This window comes from Crassaminicella indica, from assembly GCF_019203185.1.
Lineage (GTDB): Bacteria > Bacillota > Clostridia > Peptostreptococcales > Thermotaleaceae > Crassaminicella > Crassaminicella indica.
Genome location: NZ_CP078093.1, coordinates 274367 through 294670 on the forward strand (window position 1 = coordinate 274367; position 20304 = coordinate 294670).

At 31.0% G+C, this 20304-nt stretch carries 20 protein-coding genes; 3 read left to right on the forward strand and 17 right to left on the reverse strand.

The window, feature by feature from the left end; all coding sequences use genetic code 11:
• Nucleotides 1-28: 28 nt before the first annotated feature.
• The 3 genes from KVH43_RS01410 to KVH43_RS01415 form a co-directional block, all read right to left on the reverse strand.
• Nucleotides 29-205 (reverse strand): zinc ribbon domain-containing protein, encoded by a 177-nt coding sequence (locus KVH43_RS01410; RefSeq protein ID WP_218283154.1) that lies wholly within the window; start codon nt 203-205, stop codon nt 29-31.
• A 58-nt stretch (nt 206-263) separates the two neighbouring features.
• Nucleotides 264-392 carry a hypothetical protein gene (locus KVH43_RS13155; RefSeq protein WP_255547783.1) on the reverse strand — a complete coding sequence of 43 codons (129 nt, stop codon included), beginning with the start codon at nt 390-392 and terminating at the stop codon, nt 264-266.
• Nucleotides 393-532: 140 nt separating this feature from the next.
• Entirely contained in the window at nt 533-1486 is a 954-nt protein-coding gene (locus KVH43_RS01415) for a helix-turn-helix domain-containing protein (RefSeq protein WP_218283155.1), read from the reverse strand.
• Between the two features lie 304 nt (nt 1487-1790).
• Here KVH43_RS01415 and KVH43_RS01420 point away from each other — a divergent pair, with 304 nt between their 5' ends.
• The 3 genes from KVH43_RS01420 to KVH43_RS01430 all read left to right on the forward strand — a co-directional run bounded on the left by KVH43_RS01420 (nt 1791) and on the right by KVH43_RS01430 (nt 3922).
• Nucleotides 1791-3155, forward strand: coding sequence for an MATE family efflux transporter (locus KVH43_RS01420; RefSeq protein WP_218283156.1), 1365 nt, complete (start codon nt 1791-1793; stop codon nt 3153-3155).
• 223 nt (nt 3156-3378) lie between these two features.
• The gene (locus KVH43_RS01425) at nt 3379-3531 is read left to right on the forward strand and encodes a transposase (protein ID WP_218283157.1); all 153 of its coding nucleotides are present in this window, start codon (nt 3379-3381) and stop codon (nt 3529-3531) included.
• A gap of 172 nt (nt 3532-3703) precedes the next feature.
• A complete protein-coding gene (locus tag KVH43_RS01430; protein WP_218283158.1) occupies nt 3704-3922 on the forward strand; it encodes an IS3 family transposase in 219 nt (72 codons plus the stop codon).
• Between the two features lie 276 nt (nt 3923-4198).
• On the opposite strand, the gene rlmD is transcribed toward KVH43_RS01430, so the two are convergent.
• The 14 genes from rlmD to murB all read right to left on the reverse strand — a co-directional run bounded on the left by rlmD (nt 4199) and on the right by murB (nt 20276).
• Nucleotides 4199-5563 carry a 23S rRNA (uracil(1939)-C(5))-methyltransferase RlmD gene (rlmD, locus tag KVH43_RS01435; RefSeq protein WP_218283159.1) on the reverse strand — a complete coding sequence of 455 codons (1365 nt, stop codon included), beginning with the start codon at nt 5561-5563 and terminating at the stop codon, nt 4199-4201.
• Between the two features lie 218 nt (nt 5564-5781).
• Nucleotides 5782-6207, reverse strand: coding sequence for an acyl-CoA thioesterase (locus KVH43_RS01440; RefSeq protein ID WP_218283160.1), 426 nt, complete (start codon nt 6205-6207; stop codon nt 5782-5784).
• Between the two features lie 92 nt (nt 6208-6299).
• Nucleotides 6300-8057 carry a pyruvate kinase gene (gene pyk, locus KVH43_RS01445; protein WP_218283161.1) on the reverse strand — a complete coding sequence of 586 codons (1758 nt, stop codon included), beginning with the start codon at nt 8055-8057 and terminating at the stop codon, nt 6300-6302.
• Nucleotides 8058-8240: 183 nt separating this feature from the next.
• Entirely contained in the window at nt 8241-8423 is a 183-nt protein-coding gene (locus tag KVH43_RS01450; protein WP_218283162.1) for a hypothetical protein, read from the reverse strand.
• Between the two features lie 100 nt (nt 8424-8523).
• Nucleotides 8524-12018, reverse strand: a complete 3495-nt coding sequence (locus tag KVH43_RS01455) for a DNA polymerase III subunit alpha (protein WP_218283163.1) — start codon at nt 12016-12018, stop codon at nt 8524-8526.
• 13 nt (nt 12019-12031) lie between these two features.
• Nucleotides 12032-13330: a DRTGG domain-containing protein gene (locus KVH43_RS01460; RefSeq protein WP_218283164.1), complete on the reverse strand. Its 1299-nt coding sequence runs from the start codon at nt 13328-13330 to the stop codon at nt 12032-12034.
• 71 nt (nt 13331-13401) lie between these two features.
• Entirely contained in the window at nt 13402-14472 is a 1071-nt protein-coding gene (locus tag KVH43_RS01465; protein WP_218283165.1) for an HD-GYP domain-containing protein, read from the reverse strand.
• A 161-nt stretch (nt 14473-14633) separates the two neighbouring features.
• The gene (locus KVH43_RS01470) at nt 14634-14885 is read right to left on the reverse strand and encodes an HPr family phosphocarrier protein (protein WP_218283166.1); all 252 of its coding nucleotides are present in this window, start codon (nt 14883-14885) and stop codon (nt 14634-14636) included.
• Between the two features lie 13 nt (nt 14886-14898).
• On the reverse strand, nt 14899-15846 hold the full coding sequence (gene whiA, locus KVH43_RS01475; RefSeq protein WP_218283167.1) for a DNA-binding protein WhiA: 948 nt from the start codon (nt 15844-15846) through the stop codon (nt 14899-14901).
• A gap of 51 nt (nt 15847-15897) precedes the next feature.
• Nucleotides 15898-16320, reverse strand: a complete 423-nt coding sequence (locus KVH43_RS01480; RefSeq protein WP_218283168.1) for an NUDIX hydrolase — start codon at nt 16318-16320, stop codon at nt 15898-15900.
• A gap of 134 nt (nt 16321-16454) precedes the next feature.
• Nucleotides 16455-17714: a gluconeogenesis factor YvcK family protein gene (locus KVH43_RS01485; protein WP_218283169.1), complete on the reverse strand. Its 1260-nt coding sequence runs from the start codon at nt 17712-17714 to the stop codon at nt 16455-16457.
• 7 nt (nt 17715-17721) lie between these two features.
• Complete coding sequence (gene rapZ / locus KVH43_RS01490) at nt 17722-18585, reverse strand: RNase adapter RapZ (RefSeq protein WP_218283170.1); 864 nt, start codon at nt 18583-18585, stop codon at nt 17722-17724.
• A gap of 17 nt (nt 18586-18602) precedes the next feature.
• Nucleotides 18603-19331 carry a PHP domain-containing protein gene (locus tag KVH43_RS01495; RefSeq protein WP_218283171.1) on the reverse strand — a complete coding sequence of 243 codons (729 nt, stop codon included), beginning with the start codon at nt 19329-19331 and terminating at the stop codon, nt 18603-18605.
• Between the two features lie 30 nt (nt 19332-19361).
• Entirely contained in the window at nt 19362-20276 is a 915-nt protein-coding gene (gene murB / locus KVH43_RS01500; protein ID WP_218283172.1) for a UDP-N-acetylmuramate dehydrogenase, read from the reverse strand.
• Nucleotides 20277-20304 lie beyond the last annotated feature (28 nt).

Consider the following 20304-nt stretch of genomic DNA (forward strand, 5'->3'; position numbering starts at 1 on the left):
CATATACGTGAACTCTCCCTCCACTTGCTCACACTGAAGTGGGGGTTTCTTGGTGTATCCAAGAACTTTTCCTGCCTTCCATAACATCCCCACATTCACTACAAGTTTTTGATGATGGATACCATCTATCTATTTTATGAAGTTTTCTTCCATACCACTTTGCTTTATATTCAAGTATAGTAACAAATTTATACGTATCCGTCAAAAAATAGATGCATAGAAAATAAATTTAATACCTAATAAAATTTAATCCAGTATGAGAATTATCTCTTACTGGATTGATCCTTTTTTAGTTCAATTTTTAGTTCTTTTGGGAGTTCAATGGCCCAAGGAAAAAGCTTACCATGCTCTTCTCTAAGCTTTTTTTCGATTTCATAAATCTTCCCAGTCAATAGCTGGTGATTCTTCCTTCATAACAGATAACTCCTACTATACAATAGATTTTGTTATCTGTTATTCTAGCAAAGTAAAGTACAAACTACTAGGCAGAAAATCTTTGACGGTTACAATTATTTAGTGCGACAGCACCTTTTCACTTATTAGAAAAGCAGTTCTGCATTCTATATTTATTAGGTGTTATACCATAATAACTTTTAAATATACCAGAAAAATGCCCATTATTTTTATAACCGAGTTGCTTTGCAATGGAAGTAATAGTATCTTCTGTATTAAGTAATAATGTTAAAGCTGCATTCATTCTCAAATCTTTTAAATATTGATATGGAGTAGTTCCGAAATATTGTTTAAAAGCAAGTAAGAATCTAGAAGTACTCATTTTAGCTATAGTGGATAATTCATCAAGAGATGGATAATTCCCTATATTATTTTTTAAATACTTTTCACATTTTACCAGTAATCTTTTATCTGTTTTAGTGAGTCTCACAGAAATATGTTTTTTTTCCCACTTCTCTGTACAATCATGTGTCACATTATATAATATTTCTAATATTTTACTTTCTGTGTATATCAATTGCGGTATTCCTTTTACTGTACAATTTCTAATCTTATTAAATATAAAATTCAGTTCTGGTGAGGAAGGAATACGAGAAAGGTATTTAAAAGCTGTTTTAAAATCTTTATAACTTCCATAACGTCTTTTAAGAAATTTATCAAAATATTCTTTTGTTAAAATAATTTTAGTAAATTTCACAGGTTGATTTTTTGAACAATAAACATGAACTAATTTATTTGTATTAATAAAACAAAAAATGCCTGGAACTACTTTTTTTAGATTTCTTTTTCCAACTTTGTATAAGCTTGAAGTAGTATAAAATTTGCTGATTTCAATATAATCTTGTTGAATTTCTGAAACTTTTTCAAAATTATAATTTGGTTTATAATCGGCATTTAAAATAATAAAATCTCCCTTAGATGCAAATATACGAAGAAATCCTTTTCCAAAACTTGAATCCATGCAATAATATTTTTCAAATTCTGTTGAAAGTTCAGGGACTAGTACAAAGTTCATATTTGGTAGTGATTTCAAAAAATAATCCACAATGCTATTGATAATTATTATCACCCCTTATAGTTATATTAACACAAATAAATATCAAAATAAAGTATATTTTAATCACAAAATAATAAAAAAAGTTTATTTACTCATGCCTAAAATCATTGAAAATAAAGCTTTTACACAGAAGTACACAAAACACAATTTATAAATTTAAATTACTTTCAATATTTTTTAATTGGATATAAAATGTAGGATGAATAGATGAAAACTTTTAGATAAGATTTCTATTTTGGAGTGTTTTACAAACTATATTATACAAGGAGGTTTAAAACAAATGAAAGAAAATCCAAGGATTTTAATGATGAAAAAAGGAGATATTACAAAAACTTTATTCAAATTAGGAATACCAATGGTAATAACTATGTTTGTAATGGCATTGTATAATGTTGTTGATACTTATTTTGTATCTAATTTGGGAACTCAACAATCTGGAGCTGTATCTGTAGCTTTCCCAATATCTTTTTACTTTTCAGGGGTAGGATTAACTTTTGGTGTAGGAGCTGCATCTTATATTTCTAGACTATTAGGTGCTAAAGAATTGAAAAAAGCAAATCAGGTCGCATCTGTAGCATTTTATACTACTGGAATAATAGGAGTTATTCTAATGGCAATGTTCTTTATTTTTGTAGAAAAAATATTGATTTTTATGGGAGCAACTGAAACTATATTACCATATGCACTTAAGTATGCACATTTTTTTATAATAAGTATGTTATTTACAACAATAAATGTATGTTCAGGAAATTTGGCAATAGCTCAAGGTGAGGCAAAAATTACACTTAAAGCTATGATTCTTGGGTCAGTTCTTAATATTATACTTGATCCTATTATGATAAAAAATATGAATATGGGAGTTAGAGGAGCTGCATTAGCAACTCTTATCTCACAAATTATAACTACTTTTGTTTATTTTAAATTTTTCTTTAGAAAGAAAAGTTGTGTTAAAATGAAGTGGAAAGAATTTAAACCAAGCTCTGAAATATATGGACAAATTATTAAAGTTGGTATTTCTATGTTACTTTTACAAGCACTTACTGGATTTTCAATGTCTTTGATTTCAAAAAATGCAAGTGCTTTTGGTGATGCAGCAGTATCAGCTATGGGAATTGTACTTAGAGTAATAATTCTTGGTACCAATGTTATTTTTGGATTTATGAAAGGATATCAACCTTTTGTAGGTTATAATTATGGAGCGAAAAATTATAATAGAGTGAAAAATATTACAAAGAAAGCAATTAAGATATCTACAATATATTGTATAGTATGGATGATAATTATAATATTGTTTTCAAAAAATATTATGAGTATTATGATTAATGATCCTGAGGTCATACGTATAGGAACAAAAGCTTTAAAGATTAATACAGCAATGTTTTTTACTTTTGGATTTCAGTTTACTTATGCTACTCTTTATCTTTCTATGGGAAGAGCTTTAGCTGGGGGAATATTAAATATTGGAAGACAAGGATTATTTTTAATACCTATAGTTATGATTTTGCCTAGATTATTGGCACTAGACGGAGTTATTTATGCACAACCTGCAGCAGATATAATTTCTACACTAATAACAATTCCTCTAGCTATTAAGGTTAAAAATGAGTTGAATATTAGCAATAAATTAAGTATTAAAAATAATTAACAATGTTAATTTAAAGGGGTTTATTTTAACTAATAGACTGACACTAAATAAGAAAAAAAAGAAATTTAACTTTGGTACAGTTAAAGATGGTAGTACTGGTAAAATAGAAAATGGCTATAATATTTTTAAACTTACCTTCAAAGGAAAAGTGGTGTTAGTATAATATTGTAGACTCGAAAAGCCGAACACTTTAAAATAAAGATAAGAAAAGGAAGTGTTAATAATGGCTAGAGGTCAAAAGAGATATACAGATAAATTCAAGAAAACAATTGTAGAACTTTATAACTCTGGAAAGAGCCTGGCAAAGTTAAATAACGGATATGCCGTATCAAAATCAACAATGACTGGGTGGATAAAAAAAATAAATCTGTGCTAGTAGATAAAGATAATACTATAACTGTGTCAGAGTATAAGGATTTACTTAAGAAAAATGCAAAACTTGAAGAGGAAATTGAAATATTAAAAAAGGCTATGGACATATTCGCAAGGAAGTAGGTAGCATATTTGAATTCATAACTAATAACAAAAAACATCATGATATTAAGCTAATGTGCAAGGTTTTAAAGGTATATAGAAGCTCCTATTACAAGTATTTAAAGAAAAAATCAAGTAATAGAGAGCTAGAGAATAAAAAGATAGAGAAAGAAATACTAAATATTTATAAAGAAAGTAGAAATCGCTATGGAGCACCTAAAATAAATGAATCACTGAAAACCATAGGTATAACTATTAGCTTAAAGAGAACCCAACTTTTAATGAAAAATTAGGTATAAGGTATAAGTGCAAAGGGATGCCCTATGATAATGCATGTATAGAATCTTTCCATGCCTCTTTGAAGAAAGAGGAAGTTCATCTAGTTAAATACTTAGACTATGACACTGCAAGGTTAGCTATATTTGAATATATAGAATCCTAGTACAACAGAAAAAGGATTCATAGTAGTATTGGGTATATATCTCCACAAAAATGTGAAGAGTTGGCTAGAAAAATTTCATAAAAAGTTCAACTTTTTGTGTCTAATATATTGACATAAATCCAATATATTATTTTCTCTTTAGCGACACACAGCACTCAACATGCGCCGTATGTGGAAACATGTCAACAGGCTGTACTTCTACTGTTTTGTATCCTTTATCATCAAGATATTTTAAATCTCTAGCCAAAGTACTTGGATTGCAAGAAACATATACTACTCTCTTCGGGTTCATCTTTACAATAGTATTTAATACCTTCTCATCGCATCCTTTTCTTGGTGGGTCTACAACTACCACATCTGCTCTAATACCTTTTTCATAAAGCTTTGGTACTACCTCTTCCGCTGCTCCAGTATAGAAATCTACATTTTCGATTCCATTTATTCTTGCATTTTCTTTGGCATCTTCTATAGCTGCACCTACTAGTTCAATACCATATACTTGCTTTGCTTTTTGAGCTAAAAATAATGAGATCGTACCAATCCCACAGTAAATATCAAATACAGTTTCATCTCCATTTAAATCTGCATATTCTAAAGCTTTTTCATATAAAACTTTAGTTTGTATAGGATTAACTTGGAAAAATGATAAAGGAGAAATATGAAATTTCAAATCTCCAATATAATCTACAATTTTATCTTCTCCATATAAAATGATACATTCTTGTCCAAGAATCCTATTTGTTTTTTGTTTGTTAATGTTTTGTATAATACTCTTTATTTCTGGTATTTCAGTTTTAAGCAATCTAATAATCTCATCTTTGTGTGGTAAATTCCTTCCATTTGTAATGAATACTACCATGATTTCGCCTGTGGCAAAACCAATCTTTGTTAAAATATGACGTATCAAGCCCTTACCTGTTTTTTCATCATATGTAGATATTTTATATTGACTTATATAAGCTTTTACAATCTTTATAATCTTATCATTTATCATTTTCTGTATATAACATCTTTTTATATCTACAATATCATGCGTCTTTCTTTTATAAAATCCAATAATAGCTTCATTATTTTCTGTTCCTACTGGAAATTGTGCTTTGTTTCTGTAGTGATAAGGATTCTTCATTCCCAACGTCTCATGAACAATGACATTTTCTAACTTTCCTATTCTTTCAATATTTGCTTTTACTTTGTTGGTTTTTAATCTTAGCTGTGCCTGATAATCAATATGCTGCGTTTGACATCCTCCACAAATATTTGCTACTTCACAAATAGGTTTGATTCGATCAGGAGATGGCTTTTCTAATTTTATAATTTTTCCTATGGCATAATTCTTTTTTACAATTGTAATCTTAACCTTCACTATATCTCCTGGTACGCCCCCATCTGCAAATACCGTAAAGCCTTCTATTTTCCCAATACCTTCTCCATTATGCCCCAGATCATCTATCTTCACCAAATAAACTTCATCTTTTTTTACTCCATTTATCATCTAGTTTACTCCTTATTTTATTAAATTATTGTATAAATCACTTATAATGGTATTATAAGTGATTTATCAGTCAAATTTCAATATACAAAAATATAAAAAAGAGGACACCCCTTAGGTGTCAACAAAAATAAAATAGAATCAGTTAATCCCTATTCTTTCAAAGCCTTATTTAAAGTATAATACATAATTTTAAATTTTATACTATAAAAATTTATATTTTACTCTTCCTCTTTGCAGCAGTCCTTAAGGGCTTTCCATACTTCAGGATTTAATTTTTTAAAATTTACAGGCTTTAACGCTGTATTTACAAATGCATGAGTAGTACTTCCTTTTGCTAGCAATACATCATCCTCTTTTCTTATCACTTCATACTCAAATTTAAGCCTTACTCCTTTTAATTCCTTTATGCTTGTTCGAATAGCTAATTCATCATCATACCTTGCTCCTATCTTATATACACAGTTACTTTCTATAACCGGCAAGATAATTCCTTCTTTTTCTAATTGCACATAAGTATATCCTAATGATCGAAAAAAAGAAGACCTTCCTACTTCAAACCATGTATAGTAATTTCCATGATAAGCAACCCCCATCTGGTCTGTTTCTTCATATCTTACACGAACATATCCATCGTTAATATACATCTATTTTGTCCTCCTTTTAATTTTTCTTTATAAAAAATTTTATCTGTTTTTACAAAATAGCAAAAAGCCAAGCTTAAAAGCTTAGCTTATCTTTATAGTACATTGACTTTCCCATTATATACAAGACCTCTTATGCTATCCACTGTTACAACATCTCCGCTTTTTAATACCTTTGTAGCATCAGTAGCACCAACAATAACTGGTTTATGAATATTCAATCCTACAATAGCTGCATGTGAAGTAATTCCTCCTACTTCTGTAATAACAGCTGAAGCTTTTTCCATAAATGGAACCATATCTTTATCTGTTGAAATAGTTACAAGAATATCCCCTTCTTTAAACTTTTTCTCAGCATCTGTTAAATCCTTCACAACACAAACATTTCCTACAGCAAAAGTATTACCAATCCCCATACCTTTTACTAAAATACGCCCTGCAATATGAACTTTGATAATATTAGTTGTACCTGCAACACCTACTGGTACACCTGCTGTAATAATTACCAAATCTCCACCCTTTATGTATCCAGCCTCTAGCGCTTTATTTACTGAAAGATCAAACACTTCATCTGTAGAATTTCCCATCTCTATAAGCAATGGATATGTTCCAAAGGATAAAGCCATCTTTCTCATAACCTTCTCACTTGAAGTTGCAACAATAATAGGCGTTTTCGGTCTAAATTTTGATACCATTCTTGCTGTATATCCTGATGCAGTTGCAGTAATAATAGCTGACGCACCTAAATCTTGTGCACTGCTGCATGTTGCATGACTTATAGCATCTGTAATACTTTTTTCCTTTCCTACGCTTTTTTCTCTTAAAATTGCTTCATAATCTAATGCTTTTTCTGTAGTTTGTGCAATATTTGCCATTGTTTTTACTGCATCTACTGGATATTTTCCAGCAGCAGTCTCCCCTGAAAGCATAATAGCATCTGTGCCATCAAATATAGCATTAGCAACGTCTGTTACTTCCGCTCTAGTAGGTCTTGGATTTCTTATCATAGAATCTAGCATTTGTGTAGCAGTAATAACAGGTTTTCCTATACTATTACATTTTTTTATAATCATTTTTTGTACAAGTGGAACTTTTTCTGTTGGTATTTCAACACCCAAATCTCCTCTTGCAACCATAATACCATCAGAAACTGCAATGATTTTTTCTATATTGTCAACACCCTCTTGATTTTCAATCTTAGAAATGATTTGAATATCCTCTGCGTTGTATTCTTCTAAAATTTCTCTTATAGCTAATACATCCTCCGCTTTTCTAACAAAAGAAGCAGCAATAAAATCTATACCATTTTTAATACCAAAAATAATATCATCTCGATCCTTCTTCGTAATAGCAGGAAGATTGATTTTTACTCCAGGTACATTTACACCCTTATGATTCTTTACCACACCTGAATTTCTAATCGTACATTTTATATCTGTTCCATCAATAATATCTAATACCTCTAAAGCAATTAAACCATCATCTATCAAAATAATATCGCCTTTTCTTACATCTTTAGGAAGATCTTTGTATGTAATACTTCCTATAGTAGCATCTCCTAAAATGTCCCTTGTTGTTAGCGTAAAATTTTTCCCTTCTTCTAAAAAAACTTCCCCGTCTTTAAAATTACCTGTTCTAATTTCTGGTCCCTTTGTGTCTAATAAAATTGCAACTGGTAGATTAAGCTCCTCCCTAACTTTCTTAATGGTATCAATCCTTTTTTGATGTTCTTCATGACTTCCATGAGAAAAATTAAGGCGTGTTACATTCATCCCCATCTTCATAAGTTTCCTTAACGTATCTTTGCTTTCACTTGCAGGTCCAATAGTACACACAATTTTTGTTTTTCTCATAAATTCATCTCCTCCGTTTATATAGCCATACTACTTTCTTCTCATCTAATAATTCTCGCATAACCCTGATTTTTTTCGTATTGTCCCTCCTTTATTAGTATTGATTAAGTTTAATAAAATATTCTTTACATATTTTATAGGGGAAAGTCCCTTGTTTTGGATCCTTTCCCCTATAATTTCTTATTATATATTTACTAAAACTTCATGAGCTTCCTTTGCTTCACCATTAGGAACTAAAATCTCAAAAACACCGTCCTCTTTTTTTCCGATCGGTTTAAGTTTTACTAAAAATCCTTCATTTACTAAAAGGTTTTGAATGCTGTGAGCATCTGCTTGATTGTGTGCCATATATACTACTGTCCACATAAACTGCTCCTCCTCTTGGAGTATTGATTTGATTTTATTTTATTCTAATTTTAAGTAAATTGCAATATACACTTATGATTAAATTACTTTTTTTCTATTACTAGCATATTTTTACACATTCTTCTCCTAATAAAATATTCAATTCTTTTATTAAACCATCATTCAAGCTTACCCATAAATGCTTATCCGCTCTTAGCTTTTTATTTCCTTCTTCTAAATATAAATATACAGGTACATTTCCTTTGTAGCTCGTTAGAATTGGTTTGATCTTTTTGAATACAGCGTTCACATCTTTACCTTTACTAATTTTTAGATATAACTTCTGATTCTCTTTTTTGAAATCCTCTCCATCTTTTTTCTTCATAAGAGGAAGTATTTTTTCAGCAATAATTTTAGGCTCTTCATCTTCTCTCATACTTATTTTCCCTTCTATAATTACAACACTATCTTCATATAATAAATTTATATATTTATCAAAAATTTTAGGAAAAACCAATACTTCTACACTACCAAACAAGTCCTCTAAGGTTATAAAAGCCATCATATTATTGTTTTTAGTTATCTTATTCTTTCTATGTCCAATAAGTCCTCCTATTCGAATGTAAGATCCATCTTTTAGCCTATTATCTTCTTGTTGATTTTCACTAAGCTCTAATAAATCACCTGTATTCATAGTAGAAATCTCCTTGATTTCTCTTTCGTACTCCGAGAGAGGATGTCCACTAATATATAGTCCTAAGACTTCCTTTTCCATGATTAAAAGGTCTTTTTGTGGAAACTCTTTTATATCAGGTAAATCATCTCTTTTAACATTCTCAGGAATAATCTCTTCAAAAGCTTGAAATAAAGATACTTGTCCTTCTAGATTTCTTTTTCTATCCTGCTGAATCCCATCCATCGTCTTTTCATATATAGCAAGAAGCTGTGCACGATTCGCTCCTAAATTATCAAAAGCACCTGCTTTTATAAGGCTCTCAATAGCTCTTTTATTCATTTCTTTCATGTCCACTTTATCACAAAAATCTGTAAAGCTTAAAAATTTGCCTTTTTCTTCTCTTGCTTTTACAATTGCATCTATAACACCTGTTCCAACGTTTTTCACTGCCAAAAGACCAAATCGAATTTTTCCATCCTGTACAATAAACTTATCTCGACTTTCATTTACACTTGGAGGTAGTATTTCTATATTTCTTTTTTTGCAATCCTCTATATATTGTGCAACTTTTGCAGCATTTCCCATAATACTAGTAATGAGTGCTGCCATAAATTCTACGGGGTAATATGCTTTAAGATACGCTGTTTCATAACCTAACACTGCATATGCCGCCGCATGAGATTTATTAAAGGCATATTTTGCAAATTCTATCATTTCATCATAAATTTGATTTCCAATCTCTTCTGGTACCCCATTTCTTATACACCCTGGAATTTCAATATTTCCTTTTTCATCCTTTTTCCCATGAATAAAATACTGTCTTTCCTGCTCCATTACCTCCATTTTCTTTTTACCCATAGCACGACGAACTAAATCGCTTCGTCCATAAGAATATCCTCCAAGCTCTCTTACCACCTGCATTACCTGTTCTTGGTATATTAAACATCCATAAGTTACATTAAGGATAGGTTCAAGCTTTGGATGTAAATATTCTATTTTTTCCGGATTGTTTTTGTATTCTATATACTTAGGAATAGAATCCATAGGTCCTGGTCTATAAAGAGAAATACCAGCTACAATATCTTCAAAACAGTCAGGCTTTAATTCCTTCATAAACTGCCTCATACCTGCACTCTCTAACTGAAACACACCTAACGTGTCTCCTTTACTGATAAGCTCATAAACACGAGGGTCATCATACTTGCTATTTGAAAAATCTATTTTTACCCCATGATTTTTTTCTATGCTTTCAATAGCATCTCTTATAACCGTTAGATTTCTAAGGCCTAAAAAGTCCATTTTTAGAAGGCCCAACTCTTCTAAAGTTGTCATAGTAAATTGAGTTGTAATGCCTTCATTGTGCATATACAAGGGTACATATTCATCAATGGCCTCTTTAGCGATAACAACCCCAGCTGCATGAGTAGATGCATGTCTTGGCATTCCTTCTACAGCTCTTGCAGCATCAATTAAGTATTTTGCGTTTTTCTCTTTTTCATATATTTCTTTAAATTGCTTATCAATTTCTAATGCTTTATCAATAGAAATTCCAAGCTGCATCGGAATTTTTTTTGCAATAGCATCTACTTCTGCATAGGACATATTAATTGCCCTTCCCACATCTCGTATGGCAGCCCTTGCAGCCATTGTTCCAAAGGTAATAATTTGTGCCACTTTTTCTTTTCCATATTTTCTGACTACATAATCAATCACTTCTTGTCTTCTTTCAAAGCAAAAGTCAATATCAATATCTGGCATACTTACACGTTCAGGATTTAAAAAACGCTCAAAAATAAGATGATATTTTATAGGATCAATTTCTGTAATCCCTAATGTATATGAAACTAAGCTTCCTGCCGCTGATCCCCTTCCTGGACCTACCATAATATTATTTTCTTTTGCATATCTTATAAAATCCCATACTATTAAAAAATACTCTACATATCCCATATTTTCTATTGTTGTTAATTCATACTGAAGTCTTTCTAAAAGTTCATCAGTAATTTCTTTATATCGTCTTTTCAGTCCTTCATTACATAACTTTCTTAAATATTCCTTAGCACTATAACCTTGAGGAACATGATACTTTGGTAAATGCATCTGATGAAATTCAAATGTTACATTACACATATTTGCAATCTTAACTGTATTTTCTAAAGCTTCCTTTGCATAAGGAAACAATTCTTTCATCTCTTCCTTAGATTTTAAATAAAACTCATTTGTAGGAAATTTTAGTCTATCTTCATCCTCAATTGTCTTCCCTGTTTGAATACAAAGAAGTATATCATGAATCTTTCCATCTTCTCGCCTTAAATAATGGATATCATTTGTTGCAACCAAAGGAATACCTGTTTCTTGACTGAGTCTTATTAATTGGGTATTTACCATTTTCTGCTCTTTTAAGCCATGATCTTGAAGTTCTAAATAAAAATGTCCTTCTCCAAATATACTTTTCATTCTTAATGCTTCTTTTTTAGCTCCTTCATAATCATTTTGAAGAAGCTTCTGTTGGATATCTCCTGCAAGACAAGCACTAAGTGCAATAATCCCTTCACTATACTTTTCAAGGACTTTAGTATCAATACGAGGCTTATAATAAAAACCATCTGTATATCCTAAAGATACAATTTTTATAAGATTTTTATAGCCCGTATTATTCTTTGCAAGAAGCACAAGATGTCCCTGCCTTTTGTCTTTTACTGGATCTTTATCCAGCATACTTCTAGCCGCTGTATACACTTCACATCCTATGATTGGTTTAACCCCCTGCTTTTTTGCTTCTTTATAAAAGTCAATAACACCAAACATAGAACCGTGATCAGTTATAGCTATAGCTTTCATCCCTAACTCTTTTGCTGCTTTAACGAGTTCTTTAATTCTTACTGCACCATCTAATAAGCTATACTCTGTATGCACATGTAAATGTACAAAATCCTCCATATGTGCCTCCTTCCTATCTTCTTAACTGCTTTGCTGACATCATCGCTTTTGCTACAATCTCATCATTATGATAAGCTGTAATATCTACTTTATAAAATTTCCTACTCACATTAATAATATCTGCATAAATTTCAAACTTGTTCTCAAGCTGCAAAGGCTTAATATAATAAATCATAAAGCTATCAATAACACTATCTAGATTTTTTTGCTTTTTTATAGCAGTGCAACCTGCAGTAGACATAAGTAATACCAAAACCCCTGCACTAGCAATCCCTCGATCATTTAGCATCATAGGAGTAACTTCTCCTATAAACTTTATTCCTGTTTGTGTTTCCTCTACACTACATTGATTTGTAATCATATCTTCAAAAGGCTCTGCCACATGGGGCTGATTTCTCATAACTTTCAATCCTTTTATTACATCTTGCCTAGTAATCACACCAATGAGCTTCTTTCCTTCTATAACAGGAACCATTTTTATACCTTCCCAAATCATTACATGAGAAATATAAGCTACAGATGTATTAAGCGATACTGTAATAGGATTTTTTGTCATAATATTTGCAATGGGTTCATCATTATCTGCTCCTGCAATATCTCGTGGAGATACAATACCTATAACATACATATTCTCATCTACTACTGGAAATCTACTATGTCCTGTTCTTTTTATGAGCTTTTTCATATCTCCTACCCTTTGATGCTCTTTTAAATAATAAAGATTATGCGGCATAATATCCTCTGTTAAAAGGATTTCTTTTTTGATAAGCCTTTCATGTAATGCACGATCAATCATAGTTGTTATAGTAAAGGTATCGTAGCTTGTAGATAAAATAGGTAGCTTCTTTTCATTGGCTATTTTTTTTATTTCATCTTTACAAGAAAGTCCTCCTGTAATCAAGATTGCACACCCCTTATCTAATGCAAGCTTGTGTACATCATCTCGATTTCCTACAATCAGTAAATCTCCCTGCCTGATATATTTTTCAACTTCATCAATAGACATAGCACCAATCACAAATTTATTGACAATCTTGTAAATACCTTCATGTCCTCCTAATATTTGTCCTTCTACAACATTTAATACTTCAGCAAAAGTTACTTTATCAATTTGCTTTTTCTCAACCTTCTCAACCCGTATAGTTCCTACTCTTGGAATTGTACTAACAAGCTCCATTCTTTCTGCATCTTTAATCGCTTTATATGCTGTTCCTTCACTCACGTCTAAATCTTGTGCAATTTTTCTTACAGATATTTTGCTTCCAACAGGTAACTCTTTTATATACTTGATAATATGTTCATTTTTTGTCATTTCATAATCACCTCATATAGAGCGCTAAAAAAGGTATGAACAAATTGTCCATACCTTATTATATCAAAAAACTATTCAAGTTTCTCTAATACCTCTACAATTCTAATAGAAGGTAAATTCACAAGATTAACCTCTGCTTGATTCAAATATTTATCTCCTTTCTTATTCCAAAAGCACCTAACCTTTGGTCTATTAGGATGGTTTTTATGTACATCTACAACTATTCCTTTAATACCTGTACTTAATTTTACAATAGTTCCAACAGGATAAGCTGCTACATTTGCTACAAACTTTTCTACAACACAAGGATCAAATTGTTTACTGCTCATAGACTTTAAATATTCTAAGGCTTCATGAGGTAAAATTTTATTTTTATAAATCCTATCAGAAGTCAATGCATCATATACATCTGCTACTGCTACAATCCTAGAAAACTCATGAATTTCTTCTTTTTTTTTGCCTAATGGGTATCCTGTTCCATCATATCTTTCGTGGTGAGTCAATATAATCATAGCACTAATACTACTAATACTAGAATGTTTTTTAATTAAATCATATCCTAACCTAGGGTGTCCTTGAATTATTTTATATTCATCATCTGTCAATTTATCTGGCTTATTTAATATCTCTCTAGGAATTGCAACCTTCCCTATATCATGTAATATAGCACCAATTCCCAGTTTTTCTAATCTTTCCCTGTTATATCCCATAGCAATCCCAGTTATGATAGATAAGACACAAACATTGACAGAGTGGGCAAAAGTATAGTCATCTACAGCTTTAATATCTGAAAGATTCAGCATAATATCCTTATTCATAAGCAAATCATCCAAAATATTACTTACTGCACGAAACAATTCTTGTGTCTTTATATGATCACCATTATAAAGATTTTTCATCGTCTCTCGAATAATATTTTTTGCTTCGAATCTGTTTTGTTCACAAATTACATCTTCAATAATAATGTCTGATGTTTCTTTAGTATCTATGTAAATACTACTGATTCCTATTTCCATCAACTTTTCAATATAGCTTTCCTTTAAGTTTACTCCAGCATTAAGTAAAATTTGCCCATCATTGCCATAAATGGTTTTTGCTAAGATCATCCCTGGCTTTAGAAATTTTGTATTTATTTTAAACATAAGATCCTCCAAAACTGAGATGGTAAAAACTCTTATTTTAAAATCATTCGCTATAATTATACAAATCCCTTTAAATTATTTCAAAAATGATTCTATATTCCTATATTTCATCTCATTGCAAAAAAACTATCCCATTTGGAATAGTTTTATAAAACATATTGTTATTTCTCAAAAAAATCTACAATTTCTTTCATAGCTTGTTCTTCATCAGGTCCATCAACTGTTACAAATATCTTTTCTCCCTTTAACAAACCTAAAGCCATAATACACATAATACTCTTTCCATCAACCTTTTTTGTATCTTTTTCAACAAAAATATCAGAACTAAATTTATTAGCTAATTGTACAAATAAAGCTGCACGTCTTGCACGTAACCCTTCTTCATTCATTACAGTTATTTCTCTATTAATCATTTATCGATCCCCCTCATTGCGATTTAATTTTTTCTGCTATTTTCTCTATTTTTCTTAATCTATGATTTACTCCTGATTTTCCAACAGGTGGATTGAGCATTTGCCCTAGTTCTTTTAAACTTGCTTCTTTATAATTAAGTCTTAACTCAGCTATTTCTCGAAGATTATCAGGAAGCACCTTAAAGCCCACTGTTTTTTGTATATATTCTATATTTTCAATTTGGCGAAGAGATGCATTGACTATTTTACTCAAATTAGCTGTTTCACAATTCACAATCCTATTTACATTATTCCTTACTTGCTTTACAATCCTAATGTTTTCAAGCTTTAATAAAGCTAAATGAGCTCCGATAATATTAAGTAGATCTACAATTTTATCTCCTTCTTTTAAATATACAACATAGCTGTTTTTACGCTGCACAATTTTAGCTCCAAGTTCAAAGGTATTGATCAAAGCTTTTAGGCCTTCACTATGCTCTTCACTACTTGTAACAAATTCTAAATGATATGTTTTCTCTGGATCACTTACAGATCCTGCTCCTAAAAATGCCCCTCTTAAATATGATCTTTTGCAGCATTTATTATTGATCAACTCACTAGGCACATTATAATCTATTGAAAATTGTCCATTATCTATTTTTAAAATCCCTAATTCTTCCAGGATATCGTTTGCCCCTACATTGCCACTTATAATAATTACATAGTGGTTATTCTTTTTTAATAATTTATTTCTTCTTACACGCAATTCTGTGTGAATCCCAAAACATTTTTTTAACAATGTAAAAATTTTCCTCGCAATAGCAGCATTTTCCGTCACAATTTTCACATTTACTTTTTCATAACCCATTAATTGTATTGTCCCACTCATTCGAATCAATGCTGATAACTCAGCTAACTGGCAGCATCTATCTTCCGGGATAATCCTTGCTAACTCATTCTTCGTCTTCATAGAAAAGGACATTTTCCCACCTACTTCCAAAACCTATTATTATAAAGACGAAAAAAGACCTTATTAGCTGTTGAAGTCCTTTTTCATCTCTTCGATTGCTTTGTGTATAATCTCTCTTTCATCATCATATTTGGCCATCTCTGAAGCCCTATCCATATGCACAAATCTTGCCTCTACAAAGCCTTCCTCTTTAAGGGGTATACAGTCCATATTCCTCGTCTTCATTAGATACCAGTGAACAGTTTTATGGACTACCTCATGATCTTGCCAACAGTTTTTAAAAGAATAATTAATTTTTCCAATATATTTTACAATCTCAGCTTTTGCTTTTCCTTCTTCATAAACTTCTCTAATTGCAGCAGCATCTATCTCTTCCCCTTCTTTTACTTTTCCTTTTGGTAATACCCAATCACCATTATATTTACGCAAAAGCAATATGGCATTTCCAAAAACCACCACACCTCCAGCACTGATCTCTTCCCTCATCACTACCACCCCTAACTACAATGAGAAGATGTTTAGATGTGATTATGAATAACATTTTTATTATTATACCACAAATTCACAATATCTTTCATCTTTAGAATTAAAATAAACTCTTCTAGGAATGGTCAATCTCATCAATATTTATCTTTTAATACTAATTTTATAATCATTTCAGATAACTTATCCGCATCATGCCTTATATATTGCTTTTTGATATCTAAAAATGCTCCCTTAATCACTTTAATATCCTTTTCTGTTAACATTTTGCTATCTCGTTTCGTAAATCTTATAGGCTCTGCCCCATCCATTGTATATTTTTTTAATACGTCTTGTGGAATTTCTTCATTATTAACAAAAACATAATCTATGGAGCCTTTTAAATATTCTATAATGGCATTTGTATGATCTAATACGCTGTATCCATCTGTTTCTCCAGGTTGCGTCATCACATTGGTAATATAGACTTTCTTAGCAAATGAATCAACTACAGCTTTTCTTATACCCTCTACCAATAAATTTGGGATAATGCTTGTATATAAACTTCCAGGTCCTAAAATAATTACATCAGCACTCATAATCTCTTCTGTAGCTTCGTCTAGTGGTTGAGCTTTACTTGGTTTAATAAATACTTGGTCTATTCCACTATCAAATTCCTTTGCCTTTATAGGAATTTGAGATTCTCCCTTAATAACCTTTCCGTTTTTCAATTTAGCATAAAGGGTAATATCCTCTACTGTTACAGGTAAAACCTTACCTGTAACAGCTAAAACATGGTTTATTTTTTTTATCGCCTCTTCAAAATTATCAGATATACCATTCATGGCAGCAATCAATAAATTTCCAAAGCTTTGTCCCTTTAATTGACCTTCTTTGAATCTATATTGAAGCAATTTTTCCATAATAGGCTCAGTATCAGCTAGTGCTAAGATACAATTTCTTATATCTCCTGGAGGAAGCATTCCTAAATCTTCTCTTAAAATACCTGAACCTCCCCCATCATCTGCAACCGTTATAATAGCTGTAATATTTGAAGTATATTTTTTTAGTCCTCTTAAAAGAACAGAAAGACCTGTTCCCCCACCAATAACCACTACTTTAGGTCCTTTATTTAAAATACGTTTCTCATATAATTTTTTATCAATTTTATATTTAAAATTTGTCTCTGATGTATCTAATAACGTTACAATAGACAACATACCTCTTTTTAGACTAATTCCTATTAAAATGATACCTACAAATAATATCATTGGAGAATAAACTAAAAGCTTTTGATTCACAAATAGCTTATGTACAATAGCATATCCTCCAAATATCATAAAAGCTATACCAACAACCCCTAAAAAAAACCATCTTTTAATTTTCAGCCCCGGTTTTAACCAATCTAATATATTCATATTGAGATTACTCCCTTACAATGACTGAATCTCTATGATTGATAATTACTCGATGTCCTTTTTCTTTTAGAGTTTCATATAAAATATTGGCTATAGTTACAGATCGATGTTTTCCTCCTGTACATCCAATGCCTATGACTAATTGAGACTTTCCTTCTTTTATATAATAAGGAATTAAAAAGTCTATCAAATCCTTCAATTTTTCTACAAACTGAATACTTTCTGGCCACTTCATTACATAATCTCGTACCTGTTTATCATTTCCTGTAAATGGTCTTAATTCTTCAATATAATGAGGATTTGGCAAAAACCTTACATCAAAAACTAAATCTGCATCTAATAATATACCCTTTTTAAATCCAAACGATTGGATAAATATGGTTATATTCTGTGAGATACCACCATCCATATATATTTTTTTTATTTCTTCCTTTAATTGAGCTGCAGTTAAATTAGAAGTATCCACAATATATTTTGCATTTTTCTTTAGTTCTGATAATTTATTTCTTTCTTCATTTATTCCTTCTATAATTCTTCCTCTAGGGCTTAAAGGATGCATCCTTCTAGTTTCCTTGTATCTTTTAATAAGCACTGGATCTGATGCCTCTAAAAATAGAATCTCATAATCGTACCCTTGATGTTTAAGCACACTAAGACTTTCAAATAAATCATCAAAAAATCTTCCACCTCTTATATCAATAACTAAAGCAATTTTTTCAATTTCTCCTTGTGTATGAACGCATAGCTCTGCAAATTTAGGAATAAGGGCTGGTGGTAAATTATCTACACAATAAAAACCCAAATCCTCCATACTCTTCATCGCCTGACTTTTTCCTGCACCAGATAATCCAGTAATAATCACTAATTTCATTATGTATCACCTTCCTATTATTCAGCATTAATAATTCTGTCTGCACTAAGTCCTGCCTCTATTGCTCTATTAATTCCTTTTGATACATTTCCTACATCTTCCGGTCTATGAGCATCACTACTTATGACAAATTTTGCGTCCTCTTTCATAGCAATTTTTATATATTCTACAGTCAAAAATCCATGACTGCTGTTGATTTCAAGAGCTGTTCCATTCTTTGCAGCAGCTTTTGCCACTTCTTTTGTATCAATATTTGCCTTAGCACCTGGATGTGTAAGGATATTAATAGGATTATTATAAATTGCTGCTACTACTGCATCTGTATTAATAACCCTTACCTTCCTGTCTACTGTTGGGAAATATCTTGCTAAAAAATTATTGCCATGTATTCTAAAGCAATCCCTTATATTTGTAGGTAAAGCTCCAAAATGAAAACCAGCCAATAAAATGTCTAATTTTTCAATTGTCTCCTGACCAATATCTAATTTTCCATCTTTACTGATAATATTTGCTTCCATACCTAGCTTTACATGAATTTTATTTGTTGATTGATTTATTGCATCAATCTCTTCTCTCATCTTTGGTAAATTCTTTTTCTTAACCCCAAACAACAAATGTCCAAACCCATGATCTGAAATAGCAATTTCTCTTAGTCCTTTACGAATTGCCACATCAACATTTTGCTGTATAGTTCCTTTTCCATGACTATAAATCGTATGAGTATGATAATCTGCAAAAATCTTCATTTGTTCTTCACTTCCATTTCGTAAATTCTATTAAATTTCACCAATAATTTTCACTTCTGACTCTAATACTACACCAAATTGATCTTTTACCACCTTTTGAACAAGCCCCATTAAATGAATAACATCATCTGCTGTAGCATTATCTACATTTACAACAAATCCAGAATGAAGATCAGATACTTGTGCTCCTCCTACCCTAACCCCTTTTAATCCTGCATCTTCAATTAGTTTTCCTGCAAAATAACCTTGAGGTCTTTTAAAGGTACTTCCTGCACTAGGTAAATGTAATGGCTGCTTTGTAGTTCTTCTTTTTGTAAAATCTTTTATCTTTTCCTTTATTTCTGTCAAATCTCCTTTTTCAAATTCCATTTCTGCTTCTACGACAACATATCCTTTTTTCTGAATAATACTACTTCTATAATCTAATGCCATGTCTTTTTTATCTAAGTAAATGATTTTTCCATTTTCATCTACTACATATGCGCCTACAAGCACATCTTTCATTTCTCCTCCATAAGCTCCTGCATTCATTGCAATCGCTCCACCTAATGTGCCTGGAATACCACTTGCAAATTCAAATCCCTTAAAGCTTTCCTTCATTAACCTATTCGATAAAGCAGATAATAAAATCCCTGCCTGTGCAATCACCCTATTCCCTTTAATATTCACATCATTAAAATTATCTGCAAGCTTTATGACAACGCCTCTTATTCCTTTATCTCTTACCAAAAGATTGCTTCCATTGCCAATAACATAATAATCTATATTGCATACTTTACAAACATTTATTGCAAACTGTACTTCCTCCTTTGATTTTGGTAGTACCATAATGTCTGCAGGACCTCCTATTTTAAAAGAAGTATGCTTTTTCATTTGCTCATTTTTTAATATTTGCTCTGGTTGAATCTTTTCTATAAATCTATTATAAACATCTCTTATATCCACAAGGTTCACTCCTAGCTATTATTATATT

Bases quoted from the DNA above. Each gene is read 5' to 3' on its own strand.
- KVH43_RS01425 (WP_218283157.1), top strand. From the start codon at position 3,379: ATGGCTAGAGGTCAAAAGAGATATACAGATAAATTCAAGAAAACAATT.
- rapZ (WP_218283170.1), bottom strand. From the start codon at position 18,585: ATGAAATTAGTGATTATTACTGGATTATCTGGTGCAGGAAAAAGTCAG.
- KVH43_RS01465 (WP_218283165.1), bottom strand. From the start codon at position 14,472: ATGTTTAAAATAAATACAAAATTTCTAAAGCCAGGGATGATCTTAGCA.
- KVH43_RS01455 (WP_218283163.1), bottom strand. From the start codon at position 12,018: ATGGAGGATTTTGTACATTTACATGTGCATACAGAGTATAGCTTATTA.
- KVH43_RS01485 (WP_218283169.1), bottom strand. From the start codon at position 17,714: ATGAATATATTAGATTGGTTAAAACCGGGGCTGAAAATTAAAAGATGG.
- pyk (WP_218283161.1), bottom strand. From the start codon at position 8,057: ATGAGAAAAACAAAAATTGTGTGTACTATTGGACCTGCAAGTGAAAGC.
- rlmD (WP_218283159.1), bottom strand. From the start codon at position 5,563: ATGATAAATGGAGTAAAAAAAGATGAAGTTTATTTGGTGAAGATAGAT.
- KVH43_RS01450 (WP_218283162.1), bottom strand. From the start codon at position 8,423: ATGTGGACAGTAGTATATATGGCACACAATCAAGCAGATGCTCACAGC.
- KVH43_RS01480 (WP_218283168.1), bottom strand. From the start codon at position 16,320: ATGAGGGAAGAGATCAGTGCTGGAGGTGTGGTGGTTTTTGGAAATGCC.
- KVH43_RS01460 (WP_218283164.1), bottom strand. From the start codon at position 13,330: ATGACAAAAAATGAACATATTATCAAGTATATAAAAGAGTTACCTGTT.
- KVH43_RS01470 (WP_218283166.1), bottom strand. From the start codon at position 14,885: ATGATTAATAGAGAAATAACTGTAATGAATGAAGAAGGGTTACGTGCA.
- whiA (WP_218283167.1), bottom strand. From the start codon at position 15,846: ATGTCCTTTTCTATGAAGACGAAGAATGAGTTAGCAAGGATTATCCCG.
- KVH43_RS01495 (WP_218283171.1), bottom strand. From the start codon at position 19,331: ATGAAGATTTTTGCAGATTATCATACTCATACGATTTATAGTCATGGA.
- KVH43_RS01420 (WP_218283156.1), top strand. From the start codon at position 1,791: ATGAAAGAAAATCCAAGGATTTTAATGATGAAAAAAGGAGATATTACA.
- KVH43_RS01440 (WP_218283160.1), bottom strand. From the start codon at position 6,207: ATGTATATTAACGATGGATATGTTCGTGTAAGATATGAAGAAACAGAC.
- KVH43_RS01430 (WP_218283158.1), top strand. From the start codon at position 3,704: ATGTGCAAGGTTTTAAAGGTATATAGAAGCTCCTATTACAAGTATTTA.